Raw genomic sequence first — 18,768 nt, 5'->3', positions numbered from 1 at the left:
ATACCATATCTGCCTTGTCTGAAGAAAAGATAAAATTAAACAAAGGCAACGAGCCAAATGGGGACAATCATGAACCAAGCCATTGAGGGAGTACGCTGGACAATTTACGATTTAGAGGTTCTACCCGAAAATGAGTGGACGCGCTATGAAATTATTAATGGAGAACTCTTTGTGACTCGCACTCCTCACCGCCGTCATCAACAAGTTTGTGTAAAAATTGCTCGACAACTCGATGTTTGGTCAGATTCGAGTGGTTTAGGGGAAACAATTGTGGCTCCAGGGGTGCTTTTTTCGCAAGCAGATAGCGTTATACCAGATGTCGTTTGGGTAAGTCGAGAACGACTGGCGCAAATTGAAGATGAAGCGGGACATTTGACAGGTGCACCAGAGTTAGTAGTAGAGGTTTTATCACCTGGTAAACAAAACGAACTTCGAGACAAGGAAGCAAAACTGAAACTATATTCAGTTCAAGGCGTGCGTGAGTATTGGATTGTTGATCGCTTTACTAAACAAGTCGAAGTTTATCGGCGAGAAAAAACACAGTTGGTTTTAGTTGCTACTTTGTTAGGTGATGATGAGATAACATCGCCACTTTTAGCCGGATTTTGTTGTTCTATTAATTTCTTTTTTCCTGAATAATAACAAACTCGATAAGATTTATGGAAATCTAACCGCTAAATATAGATGCAAATATTGATTCCAAAAGTCATGATGGGGTTAGCCTAACTATTTATGCAGACATGATATTACTCATAATTTTGACAAAAAACGCTTAATTTTATTAGTACCCCCTTGAATAACATTATTTTGTCATTAATACTAAGATTTATATAGCAATCCGATTTGATTTCTGGTAAGAATTCAGGAGTCAGAATGGGCTAAATTTAGGGCTGCTGAAACCTTTTTCCAGCTTGATTTGAGCGTATCTTTCTCCCCTCCCTGCCCCCTGCTCCCATGCTCCCCTGCCTATAAAGAAAGGTCAGCTAATAGGCAATGTAAACCAGAAAATTGCCCCTGCATTCAATGCACTATTAATACCAATTTCGCCGCCGTGAGCATTGATAATTTGCTTACATAAATACAAGCCCAATCCCAAACTTACAGAATTGCGGATACTTGTACCCCGAAAGTAAAGCTCAAAAAGCCGATCGCTTTGTTGTTGACTAATGCCCACGCCGTTATCACTAACAGTACAATAAATCATCTCACCCTCACGGGTAGCCTTAATTGTCAAGAGCAAACCAGGCGCATTGTGTTTAAGCGCATTCACAATTAAGTTAGAAAAAACTCGCCATAGTTGCGTGGGATCTGCATTCACTAATGGCAAATCTGCGGATACTAGATTTGTCAGCTTGGCTTGATTTTGCTCTAACAATGGTTCTAAATCTACGATCGCAGCTTCGACAACTGTCAGTAATTGTACGGCTTGACGCTGTAAAACAACACCTTGCACCTCGCTGATATGAGCTTCCATCAACGAATTAATTAAATTAAGTTGGCGATCGCTACTTTGAATCATCCGCTCTAAAATTGAGCGTGAAATCGAAATATTCTCTTCTGGACGTGCTAGCAAATTTTTCAGCACCATTAAAGTACCCAGCACTGGGTTACGTAAGTCGTGAGAAACTGCATGGAAAAATACTCGTAGTTCTTCTTCAGTTTGTTTACGCTGGGTAATATCTTCAATCAAACCTTCGTAGTAAAGTAGTTTTCCTTTTTCGTCACGCACTGCATAGGCTTTTTCCGAAATCCAGACAATACTTCCATCTCGGCGATAAATTTGGGACTCAAAATCGGAAACGCTGCCATACTTTTCCATCAGGCGGACAAATTCGGCGCGGCGGTTCGGATCAACGTACAATTGTTCAATAACAGTAGAATTTGCTGTCACTTCCTCTGTTAAAGAGTAGCCATAAATCCGTGCTAAAGCCGGATTTGCTGTAATGTAACGTCCATCAGGACTGCTTTGAAAAATCCCTTCAACGGCGTTTTCAAAAATGCTGCGATATTTAGCTTCTGCAACCTTGAGTTTTTGGTAGGCAGATTCCAGTTCTTTATGGGCGTAAAACTCAGAACGTTGCAGGCGATCGTACAGATAAACACCGATATCACATATAGCACAAAACCAAAAAATGTATAAAATGAATGTTACATTATATATTTCTGGATGGTCGGGGATTGGTGTTTTTAGCCCAAGTGCCGTATTCACAGCAAAATAGTAAGTTAGCACACTCGCTTGAGTCAGCAGGTGAAGAATCCAGCAGACGGGCATCAACACAGCTTGACTCAAGAATAGCAGCGACCAACCGATGGTATCAGGTAGCGCGAAACCTCGGATCGTTGCAAACAACTGCGATGCTAAAGTAATTGACCAAGAAGACCCCAAAAATAATAAATCTGGACGATCGCGACCTAACTTAGTTTTATGTAAAGCAAGGCAGATTAATATATTCAGCAACAGTGCAATATTAATTACAAGGCGCTGAGTTATAAGCACTTCTGGCAGCTGCTGCAACTCTGCAAAAGGAAAAAACAAGCCGTAAATGTCTCGCAAAGTAAAAGACAACAGACACATCAGCGCCAGCCATAACCATAAACGCAATCTCTGCCACAAAAAACGGTTACGCCAATCTCTGTAAAGAGTAGTGGTTTCATCTCTTATTGGTGCAGAAAAGGTTTGTCTGCACCACCTTTGCACTGTTGTAAACAGAGTAGTCATTAACATCCGAGCAACTTTGCCCATACCTTGAGGGTGTTTCCCTAACTCAACATTGCCATAAATAACACCCTCTCATTTTTTGGTGATTTATGGGCGATTTGTTGCAGATGTTGCTAAAGGTAGTGTAAACCAGAAAGTTAACCCGCGCTTGCGGTTACTAATAACACCGATTTCGCCGCCATGTGCTTTAATAACTTTCCGACAAAGATACGTTTTTAAGCCAATGCTTGTGGAACAACAATCTTGGGGATCGCGGACATGCAGATCGAAAAGGCGATCGCACTCTAGTTTACTCATTACCACACCGTCATCTTGAATCTGAGTGCGAATCATTTTGCCCTCAACGCTGGCACTCAAAATAAAATTTAAGCCTGGTGGATTATTTTGCAAGCTATGTGTTATTAAATGTGCTAAAACTTTCTCTAACCGAGTCGCATCTGCCATCACTAATGGTAAATCGGCGGGAACCAAGTTCTTCAGAGTTGCTTGATTTTGTCTCAGTATGGGTTCTAACTGGGTGAATGTTGCTCCCAGTAGAGTGTTAAAATCCACAGGTTCGGGTTTGATATCAATACCTTGTTTTTCACAAGAATTAATTTCTAGCAATGAGTTAATCATCGTCAGTTGGCGATCGTTGCCTTGAATCATCCGCTCAATTATCGAGCGAGATACTGGAATTTGTGATTGGGAAAAAGCAGAGGGGCACTTAGTAGGAAGCAGAGAGGAAATAGGTAATTTTTTATTCTCCCCCTTGCCCCCTGCCCCCTGCTCCCCTGCTTCCCAACTCCCCACTCCCAACTCCCCACTCCCCACTTTTTGATTTAACAAATTCTTTAACACCATCAAGTTACCCATCACCGAAGTGCGTAAATCGTGGGCAACTGTGTGCAAAACAACATCTTTTACCCGATGCAATTCTTCAACTTCTTGCATTTTCTGCTGCAATTGTGCTGTTCGTTCTTGTACCTGGTGTTCTAAATTAGTATTAAGTTCTGCAAGTTTTTGGTAAATCTGGCTTTGGTGAATGGCGATCGCTACCTGTTCTGACATCTGCTGTAACAAATCAATTTCTATTGGTTGCCAATGACGCGGGCCTGAACATTGATTGGCAATTAACGCCCCAAATAATTCATTACCTAGCATAATTGGTACGCTCAAAGTCGCCCTCGTTTGAAATTTTTGAAAGTGCGTTTTGACTTTGGGAGATAATGCTACTTGCGTTATATCTTCAATGACACCCACAACATTATCTTTGAGTAAGTTTCTCAATTCTTGTAGATAAGCTTCATCATTAGTAGACCATCCTGTGACTGATGGATACTTGGGATCTACTGATTCTGCAAGAGTTTTTGCTCCTAATTTGGTATTATTTAAACCAATAAAAACCCGATCTGCTTGCAGAAATTGCCTGACTTCCGTCACGGTGGTTTGAAGAATTTCCTCTAACTTAAGCGAAGACCGAATTCTTACTAAGGTTTCTGCCAACAAGCGATCGCGTTCTGCTGATAAACGTAATTGCGCTTCCACCTGCTTGCGTTCTGTAATGTCGTGATGGACTGCTAGAATCGAAGGCAGACCACCTAAATCAATGATTTCGGCTGAAAGCAGCGTTGTAATTATCTTGCCAGACTTTTGCCGAAATTCAAATTCCAAGTTGCGAACAACTCCTGTGGCTTGCAACTCCTGTAACAAATTTATGCGATCGCGATCGTGTACCCAAAGATTTAACTCAAAAGAAGTTTTACCAATTGCCTCATCTCGCTCATAACCTGAAAGTTTCACAAAACTGTCGTTAACTTCGATGAAGCGCCCTTCTTGGAGTGTGCTGATGGTAATTGAATCGGGGCTGCAACTAAAAGCTTTAGCAAACTTTTGGGCAAGATTTTGTAAAGCAATTTCTGCTTGTTTGCGTTCTGTGATATCTCGGACAATTGCTACTACCTCATCTTGACCGCTCACTACCAACCGCGCCTCATAATCTTTGACTCCCAAAGGCGTTGGTAGTTGATATTCGCAAGTTTGCAAAGCTCCAGAATCTAAAGTTTTAGCGATCGCTTCCAGGCTAATTGCAGCAACATCACTAGGCAATAACTCTTGCACATGTTTGCCAACTATTTTTTCTCTCGAAAGAGTGAGATTTGCTCCCTCACTTTTCAAATCAAGATATTCGCTATCACGGCTGATGCGAAACATTAAATCGGGGATAGCATCCAAAATTGCTTGATACCGGGCCTCGCTCTCAAGTAATTTTTCTTGGGCTTGTTTTCGGTCTGTAATATCCATGACCAAGCCATTCCAAAGCAAATCACCTGATTCTTGTAATTCACGTTGCGAAGTAGCTTGAATCCATTTAAGTTTCCCACTAGGCGTAATGATGCGACCTTCCCAATGCCAAGGTGTAATACTTGTAGTACAAAAATCTATAGATTCTGTAAAAGCTTTTATATCCTGTGGATGAATCAGTTTGTATAGCACCCGAAAGTCTTTCTGTATAGCTTCTGGTTCTAATTCATACAAATATTCACAACCAGAACTAACATAAAGGACTAACACAGAACCATCCTGCTGTTGCAGAACTTGGAAAATCATTCCTGGTAAATTGACAGCAAGTTTTGAAAGCAAGTTAATAGCGTCTTGCTGGCAATTTGGTGTATACAGCGATTTTACAACGGTTTCATCCACTCTTTGACCCTTTGATACACAAGCTATTGATGTACAATTAAAAGCCAGAATAACTAATTTAACAGTTTTAATTCTGTAGGCATAATCGCTAACAGAATTAAAACTGCACCTTCTTTCAGAGTAGTTCCTGGTGAGGCGATCGCATTCACCCAATCGGGTGAACGATTTGCCAGGGGGAAAATCATTTCAGGAGTGCTGAGTTGTATTATGTCCAGGTAATTTAGTTATGGTTCCATAGTCATTGCACGCCAGATGCTCCACTTTGCATCTCCTCTTCTTACAAAGGGAGAGGCTAGCGCCTGCCGTAGGATGCCTGAACGCGAATTTATATTGAGCGGAGTCGAAACACAGCGGCTCCTTGATGAGAAGGGCTGTAGGGAGAAGTTCCGGCCTAAGCCTTTCGCGTTGATTCAGAATTGCTATATTAGTCCATCAAGCTAACGAAAGCCTGCTACTTAGTAAGCATTGAAGTGCTTAATATAAGGACTAAAGTCATTACTACAAACTTATTTACCTAGCATCGTTAACTTGACAGACTACTAGAATAGAGATATCGCTTCCACCCAAACTGATAACATGAATACTACCACCGTCAGTTTACCTTCTACCCTCGAATTAAATATCGACTTGACTGACGAGCAATTTTTTCAGCTTTGCCAAAATAATCGAGACTTAAAGTTTGAGCGGACAGCTTCAGGGAAATTAATTATTATGCCACCTACGGGGAGTAGTACTAGTGACCGTAATGCTGATTTAACTTATCAATTAAGAGCTTGGAGTCGTCAAAATAAACTAGGTAAATCCTTTGACTCTTCTGGTGGTTTCAAACTTCCCAACGGTGCAGAGCTTTCTCCAGATGCTTCCTGGGTGAAAATGGAACGGTGGAATGCTTTAAGCGAAGCAGAAAAAGAAAGATTTGCTCCTTTGTGCCCTGATTTTGTAGTTGAGTTAATGTCTCCAAGTGATTCCTTAGAAAAAACGCGAGCCAAAATGAGGGAATACATGGAGAATGGCGCCAGATTAGGCTGGTTAATTAATAGAGGACAGCAACAGGTAGAAATTTATCGTCCCAATCGAGAAGTTGAGATTTTACAAAGTCCTAAAACTCTATCGGGAGAACGTATTTTGCCAGGATTTATTTTAGATTTGGTGGAAATTTGGTGAGTAATTGCCTACCCTAAACCATAAGTAGCTAATATTCGCAGAGATACATTACATAAACTCACTTCTAACTTGAGCAAAAACCACGCTTACGTTGGGATTGAGGACTTGAATGTATCTGAGTTGGTACATTAAAAAACTGAGATAATCAACTTTGATCGCAACAATCAGATAGAAAATACTTTATCGATACATTTAATCTAGTTTTACCTAATACCAAGTCTGTATGAAGACGCATAGAAAGAATCCCACCGCCTGCAGCACCTCCCCTTAGTAAGCTACGGTGTACACACAAGTCTGAAATAGCTGATTAGTCAAGGTTTTACCCCACCCTAACCCTCCCCTTAGAAAGGGGAGGGAACTAGATTTATTTTTCTCCCTTTGTAATATATCCAAGGAGACATAAATGCAATTACAACAGATAACAGTTTTGGAAGAAACTCTTTGGCAAGCAGTTCTCAATCGAGATCCCACAATTGATGGCAAGTTTTTCTATGGTGTTCGCTCTACAGGCGTTTATTGCAGACCTATTTGCCCTAGTCGCAGACCAAATCGAAATCAAGTTTGCTTCTTTGAGTCGGCACAAGAGGCTGAAAGCGCAGGTTTTCGAGCTTGTAAGCGCTGTCAGCCACAATTTGAAACAGTTCCAAATACAGCTAAGTCCAAAGTTTTAGCAGCGTGTCGATACATTGAAGCACAAGGCGATCGCATCCCAACTCTCTCAGAATTATCCTCTCAAGTTGAAATGAGTCCTAGTTATCTACAAAGAATATTTAAGCAAATAATTGGCGTATCGCCTTTTCAATATGCAGATGCGCTACGTAGCCAACGATTGAAGCAGCGTCTTCAGTCAGGGGAGGAAATTGCTCATGCAGTTTACGACACGGGGTATGGTTCAAGTAGCCAACTGTATGAGAAAGCACCTAAGCAATTGGGAATGACACCAAAGACTTACCAACATGCTGGAAAGACAATCAGTATTGTCTATGCGATCGCTCCATGTCCACTAGGATATTTGCTTGTGGCAACAACAGAGAAGGGTATTTGCAGCGTTAAGCTAGGTGATGAAGTAGACAAGCTTGAACATATCTTGAACCAGGAATTTCACCAAGCGCACATTATGCGTGATGACCACACACACAAGGAATGGATACAAGCAATCCTCGACTTCATTGCAGGAGGTGAAACACATCTTGATTTACCACTTGATGTCCGTGGGACAGCATTTCAGAAACAGGTGTGGCAAGCATTACAAAAAATTCCTTATGGCAAAACCCGCACTTACACTGATATTGCACGTAATATTGCCAAACCCCAGGCAGTCCGCGCTGTAGGTAATGCTTGTGGCGCTAATCCGATCGCGCTGATTGTACCGTGTCATCGAGTGCTGCGGAGTGATGGCAGTCTTGGTGGTTATCACTGGGGAATTGAGCGCAAACAAAAACTGCTTACACAAGAATCGAAATTTCTCAAAGATGACTCAAACACCTGAACTAGAATCGTTGACTGAAGAAAGTCTTACCCGTGGTTTAATGGTGCTTGCCAATCTTGATAGCGATTTGGCTTGGATTTTAGAAACACTGGGGCCACCACCTATGTGGAAAAGAGAACCAGGTTTTGCAACATTGTTGTGCATAATTCTGGAACAGCAAGTTTCCGTAGCGGCTGCTAGGGCTGTATTTAAACGTTTATGCGGGGTTGTTGTAACTCTGACGCCAGAAACTTTTTTGATATTGGATGATGTTCAATTAAGAGGAATAGGATTCAGTCGGCAAAAGATTTTATACTGTCGTGGATTGGCGAATGCGATCGCAACTGGTCAGCTTGAGCTAACCAAGCTGGAAACAATGGACGAAACTACTATCAGAACTGAGTTAAAGCGTCTTAAAGGTATAGGAGATTGGACAGTTGATATTTATTTGCTCATGGCGCTGCAACGTCCTGATGTCTTTCCTAAAGGCGATTTAGCGATCGCGATCGCTTTCCAAAAACTCAAAAACTTGGCGACGCGTCCAACACCAGTGCAACTAGAAGCGATGACACAGCACTGGCGACCGTGGCGAGCAGTTGCGGCAAGACTTCTATGGCATTATTACCTGAGTAATCCCAAATAATTACTACTTCTCCCTTCTCTAGGAGACGCTCCGCGTTCACGTAGTGTCTCGTAGAGAAGGCGCACTTGGTGGTTCATATTATAAATATAAACTAAATGGCAGAAAATCAATTAAGCCTAACACCAGAAAATGATAAAACTTCAAAAATCCTACCGATAATCATAGTAATAATTGCATTATTCGCTTTATCTTCAACAGCAATATTTATTAAAGTTGCTGTTAGAGAAATGAGCGCTGTTGCTACATTTTTTAATCGTTTATGGATAGCGACTATTATCTTTGGCTTATGGAGTGGAATTAACCAAGTACGGACTCAAATTACAGGTGATAAACCTGTATTACCACAGCAGCCTTATCCAATCAAAGATATAGCACTTTTAATCGCAGTGGGTCTAGTTCATGTATTAGGTCGATTATCTTGGACTTGGGCGTTAACTCAGACTGGTGCTGCTAATGCTAATGCCTTAGGTAGCCTCAATCCGCTATTTACTACTTTAGGAGGATGGCTATTTTTTAATCAATTTTTTGGGCGTAAATTTATCATCGGTCTGATCTTAGCCATAATCGGTGCGATCGCTGTCGGATTTGAAGATTTATTACGTTCTAATAATAATATTACAGGTGATGCTGTTGCCCTGATATCATCGGTTTTTTATGCAGCGAACTTTTTACTTATTGAGCAGATCCGCAATAAGTTTTCAGTTCTCACGATACTTCTGTGGCGCTGTGTGATTGGAACTACATTGATGATACCAGTAGTGCTAATCTTTGAAAAACAAGTTTTTCCAGTTACTTTGTCGGGGTGGTTAGTAGTCTTTGCCTTAGCTGCTATTTGCGAAGCCTTGGGTCATGGGCTAATTGTATACAGCCTCAAAAATTTTTCATCAGGATTTATCTCTTTACTCTTACTACTCAATCCCGTGATTGTTGCGATTCTTGCTTGGATACTTTTCTCGGAAAACTTGAGTATTTTTAACTTGTTAGGGTTGGCTCTAATTGTAGGGGGTATATATCTAGCAATTTCTAATAAAGAATCTATACAATCTAAAGTTAATACCCATATCCAATCTCCAGCAGAAAGTGAATCTTAAAAAGTTCGTAGTAAGGACTTTAGTCCTGATTTATTAAGCACTAAAGTGCTTACTACAAACCTCGAAATACTGAGTAATGCCAATGAAAAGCTGGTTACAGTTTACCAGTGAATACCTTTTGGGCCGGGCCTGTCATGTAAACTCGTTGGTCGATTTCTGACCATTCAATTTGCAAGGGGCCACCTGGTAATTCTACAGTTGCGGCGCGATCGCATTTCCCGGTTAACACTCCAGCTACCAAGGAAGCACAAGCACCAGTCCCGCAAGCTAATGTAATCCCAGCCCCCCGTTCCCACACCCGCATTTTCAAGTAGTCACGGCGTACCACTTGAATAAATTCGGTATTTATGCGTTCGGGGAAAGCTGGGTGATGCTCAAATTTAGGGCCGATGGTTTCTAACTCAATTGCTGCGACATCTTCCACAAAGGTAATGCAGTGGGGATTTCCCATATTTACACAGGTGACTTCCCAAGTTTGCCCCGCCACCTCTAACGGCTGAGAAATTACTTTTTCTTGGGCGGGTGTAAGGGTGGTAGGAATTTCGCTAGCGAGTAACCTGGGTAAACCCATATCTACTTTAACTTGACCATCAGATAACAGTTGCGGTGTCATTACACCACCCAAAGTATGAATGCGATATGAGTCTTGATTCCGGGATTCGCCTTCTAAATCTGCTAAAAAGCCAGCTAAACAGCGAATGCCGTTGCCACACATTTCCGGTTCTGAACCATCGGAATTATAAATCCGCATGGTGTAGTCAGTGCCGTTTTCTCCAGGTAGGGCAAAAATGACACCATCAGCACCGATACCAAAATGGCGATCGCACAACTCGAACGCTTGCTCTGGAGTCACTACAGGCACTGATGACGAGCGATTGTCAATCAAAATAAAGTCGTTGCCTAGACCATGATACTTAGTAAATTCGATTGCCATTTCTTCAAGGATGAATTATCAAGGATTAGTTACTCTTTATTTTGCCTTGTAGGTTCATCTTTACTAAAAATGCTTACCGAATTTGACACTACTTTACCCAGTATTATCCAAGTCCAAAACCTGATTAAACAAACAACGCCAGTAGAGTTAAAGCTGCTGACTGGTGATGTGCTGGCAGGAAAGGTTGTATGGCAAGATCCGCAGTGTATCTGTATTGCTGATGCAAACAGTCAGCACACCGTTTGGAAACAGGCGATCGCTTATATCAAACCCAAGAGTTAGTCATTTATCCTACCCTGCGGGTACTCCGTTGGAGAACTCGTTCGCGTAGCGTCTCCGTCAGGAGAAGAGTAGCCGCTAAGGCGTCTATGTCATTTCTTCTTTGTGAATGATTAATGACCAATGACTATTCTCGCAAATTATCCATCGGCAGAAACTCTTTGAGCGCTTCTGCCTCACCAGCTTTCAACACTGGGATGGAAATGGGTACTGAAGTGGCGACGGCAAATAATTGTTGTAATTTACTCAGACCTGTTAAGCCACCACATAATAATACTTGGTCGCCAACTCGCAAATCCATGCCGCCATCGGGATAGCGGATAAATTTACCATCGCGCCGGATCGCCTGTACTTGTACTCCATATTGCTTACCAATATCTAAATCTGCAAAGGTTTTACCTAGCGTTGGTGTATCTGCATTAACTGCAATCCACTGGCAAGCACTATTTTCTCCGGGGACAGCAGCTTGTCCTTTAGCGAATTCTGCCAAAGCCGCCAATTCTTCATCTGCTCCCACTACCAGCAAGCGATCGCCTGCTTCCAATTTGGTTTGATTATTGGGATAATCTATTTCATCGCCGTTAGCGCGGCGAATTGCCATCAAACTCGCTCCTGTTAAGTAGCGCATATCTGCTTCTTCTATGCTCATACCAATTAAGGGCGAATCAGATGGTAGAGGATACCAGCGTTGATTTAAATCGCGAGTTGCTTGGCGCAAATCACGAGCAACTTCAGTAGCGGAACGCTCTGGGCGAAAATCTAAATAATGATCGTTGCGGATTTGCTGCATTTCCCGTTGGACGACATCTGGCGACAACAAGCCTAAGCTAGTTAATAAATGAGTTGCCATTTCTAAGCTGGCTTCAAACTCTGGTTGCACAACTTCTTTCGCTCCCAATTGATACAGCACTTCAATATTTTTATCCTGGGTAGCACGGACAACCAAATCTAATTCTGGGCGCAATTCCAGAGCGCGTTTCAAGCAAAGACGAGTACTCATGGGGTCTGGAAGTGCGATCGCCATTCCTTTGGCATGATTCACCCCGGCAGTTTCTAGAACATGTAAACTCACGCAATTGCCATAGACATAAGACACCCCAGCCTCACGCAACTGCTGAATTCTACTCTCTGATTGGTCGATTACCACCACAGGTATGTCGTGTTGCAGCAACAACTTCACTAAATTTTTGCCGACTCGCCCATAACCGCAGACTACCAGATGGTTTTTGAAGGGCAAATCTTCCGACACATCCCGTACCTGATCTTCTTGTAAATACGGTTTCAACCAAGGCATTGATTCGGCAAAGTTAAATAAAAATGGCACTAACCGCAGCACAAAGGGAGTCAGCATGAGAGTGACTGCGGTGGTTCCCAAAATTAATAAGTATATCTGTCGGGACACCAGCCCCAAAGTTTGCCCTTCGCTAGCGAGAACAAAGGAAAATTCTCCAATTTGCGCCAGTCCCAAACCGGCGATTATCGCTGTTTTCAAAGGGTAGCCAAACAGCTTTACTAGGGGCGTAATAATCAAAAATTTACCTACGAAAACTATTGCCACCAACCCTAAAATCAATTCCAGGTTGTTCCACAAAAACACTGGGTCGATTAACATGCCAATGGCGGCAAAAAATAAACTGGCAAAGATATCTCGCAGTGGTTCGACATAAGTCAGGGTTTGATCGGCGTATTCCACCTCAGAAATCATCAAACCGGCGACAAATGCCCCCATCTCAATCGATAGCCCCAAATACTCTGTCAACAGAGCAATGCCCAAACAAAGGGCTACAACTCCTAATAAAAATAGTTCTCGGCTTTCGGTACGGGCTAGCAGTCGCAACAAAGGCGGTATCAGCCAATTCCCCGCAGCTATTGCACCAGCAGCGAATAAAGCAATCCACAGCAGTGCTGTTAGCACGGCAATGCCAATGGTTTCTGGGGGTTGGTTGAGGGCTGGTAAGACTGCTAACATCAGTCCCAGCGCCAAGTCCTGTACTACCAAAATCCCCAGCATCACTTGCCCATGAGGCGTTTCTGTTTCGTTACGCTCCATCAAGCACTTGAGGACAACTGCTGTGGAAGACAAGGATAGAATACACCCTAAAAACATCCCCTTAGCAGGTAAGGTTCCCCAGGCTCCGGTTAACCCGCATACCACAACTGTGACCAAAATTGTCAGAGCAATCTGGAGTCCACCTCCGCCAAGAGCGATCGCTTTTACCTTCTTGAGTTCCGCAAAAGAAAATTCCACACCCAAGGCGAATAGCAAAAAGGCGACACCGAACTGTGCCAGAGTCTCTACTTGAATAAGTTCTTTAATCAATCCCAGTCCGGCTGGGCCAATGATCATCCCGCCAATGAGATACCCTAGCAACACGGGTTGTCGCAAAAGTGCCGCCAACAGTCCACCGCAGGCGGCAACGCCTAAAACCAAAACCAAATCAACAATTAACCTAAAATCTTCTTGCACCAGTTTTAAAAGAACTATTTAAGACCTATTAATTCAGCATACAAAGTTTTATGATCTCAAAGAGTTTGTTTAGAGTCTATTCATAAAGGAAATCTTAAGTTTACAAATTACCTGCTAGTAAAGGTGCGACAAAATATGCATATTGAGCATGGGGAAGAGAACTTGAGGACAAGCAGAAAGAAAGACTTGTTGCAAGTTCTCACTCAGATCGCCTTGTCTCCCCTGCTCCCTGCCCCCTGCCCCCTGCTCCCCTGTCCAAGTTCGGAAGTGCAGGAGACTGAACCGCCATGTCCTTCTACCACAATTTGACGAGCGATGGTTACAGCCTAAATAAACACAATTGCGGTTTTTCCAAAAAACAGACTGGGGGATATTATCGATAATTAACCGCAAAAATTGTTCGGTCTGTCCAAGGTTTTTTAGAGTATCTTGTGCTTGCTGATAAAGTTGAGCGTTTTCCAGGGAGATTGCAGCTTGAGTACATAACAGATTCAGAATTTCGACGCGATCGCTGGTAAACGCCCCAGTAGTAAGATTGTTTTCTAAATATAAAATCCCCAAAAGTTTGCCTTGATAGCCAATCGCCGTACACAGCAAGCTTTTGGGTTGTTGACGAATGATGTAGGGGTCAGCTATCAACGCTCGATGCACTGTTGTATCAAGGATGATGGTAGTTTGTAGGCTGCGTTTGACGGTATAAATTAAGCTATGGGGAACATCTGCGCTATCTTCCAGAAAAATGGACTGTAGCATGTTTGATTGCTGCCCAACTTGAGCCGTCGCCTCAACTACCAATTTACCATTTTACGATTCATCCGCCCGGTTTGTTCTGGGGAAAGGTAGGCGAGAGTACCTTCTAAAACATTAGGACTGTGAATGTCCTGACTTTCTCTGGGTAAAAGAGAGGCAATGCTAAACCATCTGCCATCGCTTCAGGGCGAACCCATCTAAAATACCTTTACAAAATTCAAATACGGTTATTCTATGGATTTACAGTAGTTTTATCCTTGCAATTTTATCGTAGCTATGACATACTCTAGGTTGTAAGTTCATTATTCCTATAGACTTACCGTAGTTTAGAAATTGCTTCACAAATCTGCTGCAAGAAATTAATAATGCTTAAAGATGCACAAGGACTAGTAGTTACAACAGATTCAGCCAATGCGATCGCAGGAATTAACCATTTTATCGCTCAGATGCTTGGTTATGGTAAAGATGCAGAAACAGTAATTTTACAAGCAATTGCAGCAGATCCCACTTGTGCATTAGCTAATGCTTATGCGGCTGCTTATTATCTCACCCTAGAAAACCGCAAAGCTTGGCAGGTAGCTCTACCATATCTGCAAACTGCACAACAGTATTGCACCAAGATTACCGCCAGAGAACAGTTATATGTGCAAGCAATTTCAGCTTGGGCAAATCAAGAGATTGATGTAGCGATCGCTATTCATGAGGAAATTACCAGTAGGTTTCCCCGTGATTTGATTTCTGTTCAGCAGGGACAGTATCACTATTTTTATACAGGTAATAAAGATAAATTACTGGAAATCGCCCAAAAAGTTTTACTAAGCAATCCTGAAAATCATTATTTATCCGGCATGGTGGCATTTGGTTTAGAACAGTGTCATCAACTCCAAGCAGCAGAAGAGATGGCACGTCAAGCGATCGCCTTAAATAGATATGATCCTTGGGCGCATCATGCGATCGCTCATGTCATGGAAACTCAGGGAAGAGTCCATGAGGGGATAGCTTGGATGGAAAGTTTTGCAGACACCTGGGAAAACTGCAACTCTATGCTCTACACTCACAACTGGTGGCATATTGCACTATATTATTTGCAGTTAGAAAACTACCAGAAAGTTCTCAAACTCTATGATACGCATATTTGGGAACGTGCCAACAAACAATCTCCTAAAGACCAAGTAGGAGCAATTTCATTATTATTGCGCCTAGAATTGCGCGGTGTAAATGTCGAGAACCGTTGGCAAAGTATCAGTCCTTATCTTTACAGCCGGATTGATGAACACGCATTACCATTCCAGGATTTGCATTATGTCTATGCCCTTACCAAAGCCGGACACCATGATTGGGCAAACCAAATGCTTCAGAATATGGAGTATCACACTTTAAATATTAATCCCTTTCTGCGACGGAGTTGGATAGAAGTAGCAATTCCCGCAGCTAGAGGAATGGTAGCTCATGCCAAAGGTGATTTCCACAGGACTGTTGCGGAACTGAAACCTGTTTTACCACGCTTGCATGAGATTGGAGGGAGTCATGCACAGCGAGTATTATTTGAGAAAATTTATCAAGATGTGGTTTTGTCAGCACAAAAGCAGAGTTGGGACTATGCCATGTCTTAAAAACTGATGCAAAATAAAATTATCCTCCACACACTAATTATTCATACCAGAGAGTTTAAGCGCGTTAATAATTTGCTTACTGAAGATTGGGAGTCTGATTTAATATCTGATAGTCTTTTAATTCCACTGCGGCAAAACGTCTGACTCCAAACTGTTCCATTACTGTTTGCAACTCTGTATCTGGTTGGAGTAGTGCTAACTGCATTTGCTGAATTAAAGATATACCTAGACGCTGTGCTACTACTAAAGGTGGCATCGGGGAAGGCCCCAACACTTCAACCACCCGCAAATGCTGTAATAATTCGGGAAAATCTTTCAATTCCTGTTCTAGCACTACACTATCAATCGATGCACAATCTGCCAATCCCTCAACTACCCAGCGAATTGAATGCTGATGCGAACCTGATTGTAGCGTTTTGGCAAAAAAACTTTCAGGATATTTTTCTTGAATTAATTTATGACAGAGTAAATTGTAGCCACTGTTTGAACCAAGGTCATTATAACAAAATGTTTTTTTTGCTAAATCTGTAAACTTTTTGATATTACTATTAGCATTGACAATTACATCTGCATAGTAAATAGGGCGGTTACTATATCGTGATGATTGCATTACTGGCGCAACTAATGCCTGGAATTGATTTGAAACTATTTGACTATACCGAATTAGTGGTAATCCACAAATAAAAGCTAGGTCTATTTGGTCTTCAAATAACCGGGGATCGTCTAAGGGATCACATTCACCTGGTTGTAGTTGGAATTCTGCTTTTAAAATACGACCTAAATAAGCTGCGATCGCCTGATAAAATCCGAACCAATTGGGAGCCAGATAAGATGTAATTTGCAACTTTTTATAAGATATAGCCATTTTTTTCTCCAGCACTTTCAATCTGAAAAACTTGAGTCAGTTTTTTGCCACCTTGACCATCGCACTACTTGATCAGCAGTAGTATTATTACTACTATTTATAACAAAAATAAAGTTACAAATTTATACTCAAAATAGTTCGTCTAAATATTTTAATAAGGCTAGCGATCGCCATACCCAACATCAATATCATAGTTATCGATATAATTAGTCTAAAAACGACTATAAAAATAGAGTATGCCAAACTTACAAGTTGTAAACAAAGAGTTTTCAAAAGTTCCCGTCATTGATATTAGTACATTAGTTTCTCAAACTAGCAACAATTATGATGTAATTGCAGACCAAATTAGACAAGCCTGCCAAGGTTACGGTTTCTTCTATATCGTCGGACATGGAGTTGATGAACAACTACAAGAGCAACTAGAACATCTCAGTCAACAATTCTTCACGCAGGATATAGAAACTAAACTGAAGATTCGTATGGCTCTTGGTGGTAGAGCATGGCGAGGATATTTCCCCGTGGGTAACGAGTTAACATCAGGTAGACCTGACTTAAAAGAAGGTATTTACTTCGGTGCAGAACTAGAAGAAGACCATCCATTTGTGAAAGCTGGTGTACCAATGCACGGTCAAAATCTTTTTCCATCCAACATTCCCGAATTTAGGGAAACAGTCCTGGATTATATAGACTCAATGACCAAACTTGGACACACCCTAATGGCTGGTATTGCTCTAAGTTTGGGGTTGCAAAAATCCTATTTTGCTGAACGTTATACAAAAGATCCATTAACATTATTTCGGATTTTCAATTACCCTCCCAATCCATCATTATCTAAATCTGAATGGGGCGTTGGTGAACATACAGATTATGGAGTATTAACTATACTCAAACAAGATAATGTTGGTGGATTACAAGTCAAATCAAAGTCTGGTTGGATAGATGCACCTCCTATTCCTGGTTCATTCGTATGCAACATTGGGGATATGCTCGATCGCATGACACAAGGACTGTATCGTTCAACACCCCACCGCGTTCAGAACTTATCGACAAGTCATCGCTTGTCGTTCCCGTTCTTCTTTGATCCCAATTTCAACGTTGAAGTCAAACCTATTGAACTGAACGATGTAGTAGTAAATGATGATAAAAGCGATCGCTGGGATAAAGCCAGTGTCCACGAATTTCGCGGGACTTATGGCGATTATCTTTTGAATAAAGTCTCTAAAGTATTTCCAGAACTACAACACAAAGTGTTTTAGAGAGTTCAAATTAACTTTGATAAGGACACGGTAATTGGCGCAGTTTATGAGCCGTATCCAATTCACTATTGTTTTTTCTGCCATATCCCCAACCCAAGACGCGACGATATTCACCCATAATGCCACTTTCAATTAAATCATCCTCATTGACTGCAACATTAGTATGAGATTCAGGCGCAACATAGGGTGCATCCGCAGGACAATACGCCTCACACATGAAACAAGTTTGACAGTCTTCCTTACGGGCGGCTAGCCTCCATCTACAATCCGAGGTGTTTCGGTATCCACGCCCTCGCTCCAAAATTCGTAGTGATAGTATGCCTTACGGGGGGACAAAAAGGGCTATGATGCAGATAGAATAAGCCTCATAGCTCTCTGTCCTTGTTGGTAGTACTTACGCTTATTAGGACTTAATCTCAATAATTCGGTGACTAACTCATAGGAACTTTCTGTGAAATTGACCCAATTATGGCCATATAACCCAATATAAAAACTACTATGTCGTCGAACAATCCTTAAGAATTCTTTAATTCGTCCAACATATTTTTGAACACCCATGCGTTTAATTTTTTGACCAGATATAGTTGCAGCCGTATAGGCAAGTGAGATTAATAATATTAGATAAATTAGCCGTTTTCCTGATGCATTAGTATCTTCTAAGTTATAACCACCGCTTTTAAAATCTCTAAACATTTCTCGGAGTCGGAGCCACTCCGCCTCCGCTCAATATCAAACCGTTGTTTATAAGCTTTAATAGTAGACTCTAAAGTATCAAAGTTTGTGAGTTGGAATTAATAAAAGTTATTGATGTGGAAACAAAAATTGAGATATTGGTGA

Annotated in this window: 16 protein-coding genes and 1 pseudogene; 8 read left to right on the top strand and 9 right to left on the bottom strand. The window is 41.7% G+C overall.

All coding sequences use genetic code 11. The annotated features are described in order from the left end of the window. Nucleotides 1–69 precede the first annotated feature (69 nt). On the top strand, nt 70–639 hold the full coding sequence (locus LC608_RS15750) for a Uma2 family endonuclease (protein WP_229554432.1): 570 nt from the start codon (nt 70–72) through the stop codon (nt 637–639). 340 nt (nt 640–979) lie between these two features. On the opposite strand, the gene LC608_RS15745 is transcribed toward LC608_RS15750, so the two are convergent. The 3 genes from LC608_RS15745 to LC608_RS36870 all read right to left on the bottom strand — a co-directional run bounded on the left by LC608_RS15745 (nt 980) and on the right by LC608_RS36870 (nt 5,586). Next, a complete protein-coding gene (locus LC608_RS15745; RefSeq protein WP_374108405.1) occupies nt 980–2,719 on the bottom strand; it encodes an ATP-binding protein in 1,740 nt (579 codons plus the stop codon). 87 nt (nt 2,720–2,806) lie between these two features. Next, nucleotides 2,807–5,401 carry a PAS domain S-box protein gene (locus tag LC608_RS15740; protein ID WP_229554430.1) on the bottom strand — a complete coding sequence of 865 codons (2,595 nt, stop codon included), beginning with the start codon at nt 5,399–5,401 and terminating at the stop codon, nt 2,807–2,809. A 53-nt stretch (nt 5,402–5,454) separates the two neighbouring features. Then, nucleotides 5,455–5,586, bottom strand: coding sequence for a hypothetical protein (locus LC608_RS36870; protein WP_267871099.1), 132 nt, complete (start codon nt 5,584–5,586; stop codon nt 5,455–5,457). Nucleotides 5,587–5,977: 391 nt separating this feature from the next. Between LC608_RS36870 and LC608_RS15735 the strand changes: the two genes are divergently transcribed. From LC608_RS15735 to LC608_RS15720, 4 genes are all read left to right on the top strand, one after another. Then, entirely contained in the window at nt 5,978–6,565 is a 588-nt protein-coding gene (locus LC608_RS15735) for a Uma2 family endonuclease (protein ID WP_229554429.1), read from the top strand. A gap of 403 nt (nt 6,566–6,968) precedes the next feature. After that, nucleotides 6,969–8,054, top strand: coding sequence for a bifunctional DNA-binding transcriptional regulator/O6-methylguanine-DNA methyltransferase Ada (gene ada, locus LC608_RS15730; RefSeq protein ID WP_229554428.1), 1,086 nt, complete (start codon nt 6,969–6,971; stop codon nt 8,052–8,054). Beyond that, nucleotides 8,038–8,676, top strand: a complete 639-nt coding sequence (locus tag LC608_RS15725) for a DNA-3-methyladenine glycosylase (RefSeq protein ID WP_229554427.1) — start codon at nt 8,038–8,040, stop codon at nt 8,674–8,676. Before ada ends, LC608_RS15725 begins: the two co-directional genes overlap by 17 nt. Before the next feature lie 95 nt (nt 8,677–8,771). Further along, entirely contained in the window at nt 8,772–9,767 is a 996-nt protein-coding gene (locus LC608_RS15720) for a DMT family transporter (protein ID WP_229554426.1), read from the top strand. 94 nt (nt 9,768–9,861) lie between these two features. On the opposite strand, the gene dapF is transcribed toward LC608_RS15720, so the two are convergent. After that, the gene (gene dapF / locus LC608_RS15715; RefSeq protein ID WP_229554425.1) at nt 9,862–10,701 is read right to left on the bottom strand and encodes a diaminopimelate epimerase; all 840 of its coding nucleotides are present in this window, start codon (nt 10,699–10,701) and stop codon (nt 9,862–9,864) included. A 69-nt stretch (nt 10,702–10,770) separates the two neighbouring features. On the opposite strand from dapF, the gene LC608_RS15710 reads away from it, so the two are divergent. After that, nucleotides 10,771–10,983, top strand: a complete 213-nt coding sequence (locus tag LC608_RS15710) for an RNA chaperone Hfq (protein ID WP_229554424.1) — start codon at nt 10,771–10,773, stop codon at nt 10,981–10,983. Between the two features lie 124 nt (nt 10,984–11,107). Here the strand turns inward: LC608_RS15710 and LC608_RS15705 are convergent, their stop codons facing one another. After that, entirely contained in the window at nt 11,108–13,447 is a 2,340-nt protein-coding gene (locus LC608_RS15705) for a cation:proton antiporter (RefSeq protein WP_229554423.1), read from the bottom strand. A gap of 114 nt (nt 13,448–13,561) precedes the next feature. Further along, nucleotides 13,562–14,200: a GAF domain-containing protein gene (locus LC608_RS15700; protein WP_229554422.1), complete on the bottom strand. Its 639-nt coding sequence runs from the start codon at nt 14,198–14,200 to the stop codon at nt 13,562–13,564. Between the two features lie 362 nt (nt 14,201–14,562). On the opposite strand from LC608_RS15700, the gene LC608_RS15695 reads away from it, so the two are divergent. Further along, nucleotides 14,563–15,810: a tetratricopeptide repeat protein gene (locus tag LC608_RS15695; RefSeq protein WP_229554421.1), complete on the top strand. Its 1,248-nt coding sequence runs from the start codon at nt 14,563–14,565 to the stop codon at nt 15,808–15,810. 76 nt (nt 15,811–15,886) lie between these two features. Here LC608_RS15695 and LC608_RS15690 read toward each other — a convergent pair whose 3' ends face one another. Further along, nucleotides 15,887–16,675 carry a PhnD/SsuA/transferrin family substrate-binding protein gene (locus LC608_RS15690; RefSeq protein ID WP_229554420.1) on the bottom strand — a complete coding sequence of 263 codons (789 nt, stop codon included), beginning with the start codon at nt 16,673–16,675 and terminating at the stop codon, nt 15,887–15,889. A 236-nt stretch (nt 16,676–16,911) separates the two neighbouring features. On the opposite strand from LC608_RS15690, the gene LC608_RS15685 reads away from it, so the two are divergent. Beyond that, nucleotides 16,912–17,931: an isopenicillin N synthase family oxygenase gene (locus tag LC608_RS15685; RefSeq protein WP_229554419.1), complete on the top strand. Its 1,020-nt coding sequence runs from the start codon at nt 16,912–16,914 to the stop codon at nt 17,929–17,931. Nucleotides 17,932–17,941: 10 nt separating this feature from the next. Here LC608_RS15685 and LC608_RS15680 read toward each other — a convergent pair whose 3' ends face one another. Next, nucleotides 17,942–18,148, bottom strand: coding sequence for a hypothetical protein (locus tag LC608_RS15680; protein ID WP_229554418.1), 207 nt, complete (start codon nt 18,146–18,148; stop codon nt 17,942–17,944). 125 nt (nt 18,149–18,273) lie between these two features. Further along, nucleotides 18,274–18,722 (bottom strand): annotated as a pseudogene (locus tag LC608_RS15675) (IS4 family transposase); the annotation flags it as partial. Between the last annotated feature and the right edge of the window lie 46 nt (nt 18,723–18,768).

The organism is Nostoc sp. XA010 (assembly GCF_020829625.1).
Classification (GTDB): Bacteria; Cyanobacteriota; Cyanobacteriia; order Cyanobacteriales; family Nostocaceae; genus Nostoc.
The sequence above is the reverse complement of the archived record's forward strand: the minus strand, read 5'-3'. Positions and strand labels throughout refer to the sequence as shown.

Excerpts from the sequence above, each read along its gene's own strand:
- ada (WP_229554428.1), top strand. The coding sequence starts at position 6,969 with ATGCAATTACAACAGATAACAGTTTTGGAAGAAACTCTTTGGCAAGCA.
- LC608_RS15720 (WP_229554426.1), top strand. The coding sequence starts at position 8,772 with ATGGCAGAAAATCAATTAAGCCTAACACCAGAAAATGATAAAACTTCA.
- LC608_RS15685 (WP_229554419.1), top strand. The coding sequence starts at position 16,912 with ATGCCAAACTTACAAGTTGTAAACAAAGAGTTTTCAAAAGTTCCCGTC.
- LC608_RS15700 (WP_229554422.1), bottom strand. The coding sequence starts at position 14,200 with ATGCTACAGTCCATTTTTCTGGAAGATAGCGCAGATGTTCCCCATAGC.
- LC608_RS15750 (WP_229554432.1), top strand. The coding sequence starts at position 70 with ATGAACCAAGCCATTGAGGGAGTACGCTGGACAATTTACGATTTAGAG.
- LC608_RS15695 (WP_229554421.1), top strand. The coding sequence starts at position 14,563 with ATGCTTAAAGATGCACAAGGACTAGTAGTTACAACAGATTCAGCCAAT.
- LC608_RS36870 (WP_267871099.1), bottom strand. The coding sequence starts at position 5,586 with ATGATTTTCCCCCTGGCAAATCGTTCACCCGATTGGGTGAATGCGATC.
- LC608_RS15690 (WP_229554420.1), bottom strand. The coding sequence starts at position 16,675 with ATGGCTATATCTTATAAAAAGTTGCAAATTACATCTTATCTGGCTCCC.
- dapF (WP_229554425.1), bottom strand. The coding sequence starts at position 10,701 with ATGGCAATCGAATTTACTAAGTATCATGGTCTAGGCAACGACTTTATT.
- LC608_RS15745 (WP_374108405.1), bottom strand. The coding sequence starts at position 2,719 with ATGACTACTCTGTTTACAACAGTGCAAAGGTGGTGCAGACAAACCTTT.
- LC608_RS15735 (WP_229554429.1), top strand. The coding sequence starts at position 5,978 with ATGAATACTACCACCGTCAGTTTACCTTCTACCCTCGAATTAAATATC.
- LC608_RS15680 (WP_229554418.1), bottom strand. The coding sequence starts at position 18,148 with ATGTGTGAGGCGTATTGTCCTGCGGATGCACCCTATGTTGCGCCTGAA.
- LC608_RS15725 (WP_229554427.1), top strand. The coding sequence starts at position 8,038 with ATGACTCAAACACCTGAACTAGAATCGTTGACTGAAGAAAGTCTTACC.
- LC608_RS15710 (WP_229554424.1), top strand. The coding sequence starts at position 10,771 with ATGCTTACCGAATTTGACACTACTTTACCCAGTATTATCCAAGTCCAA.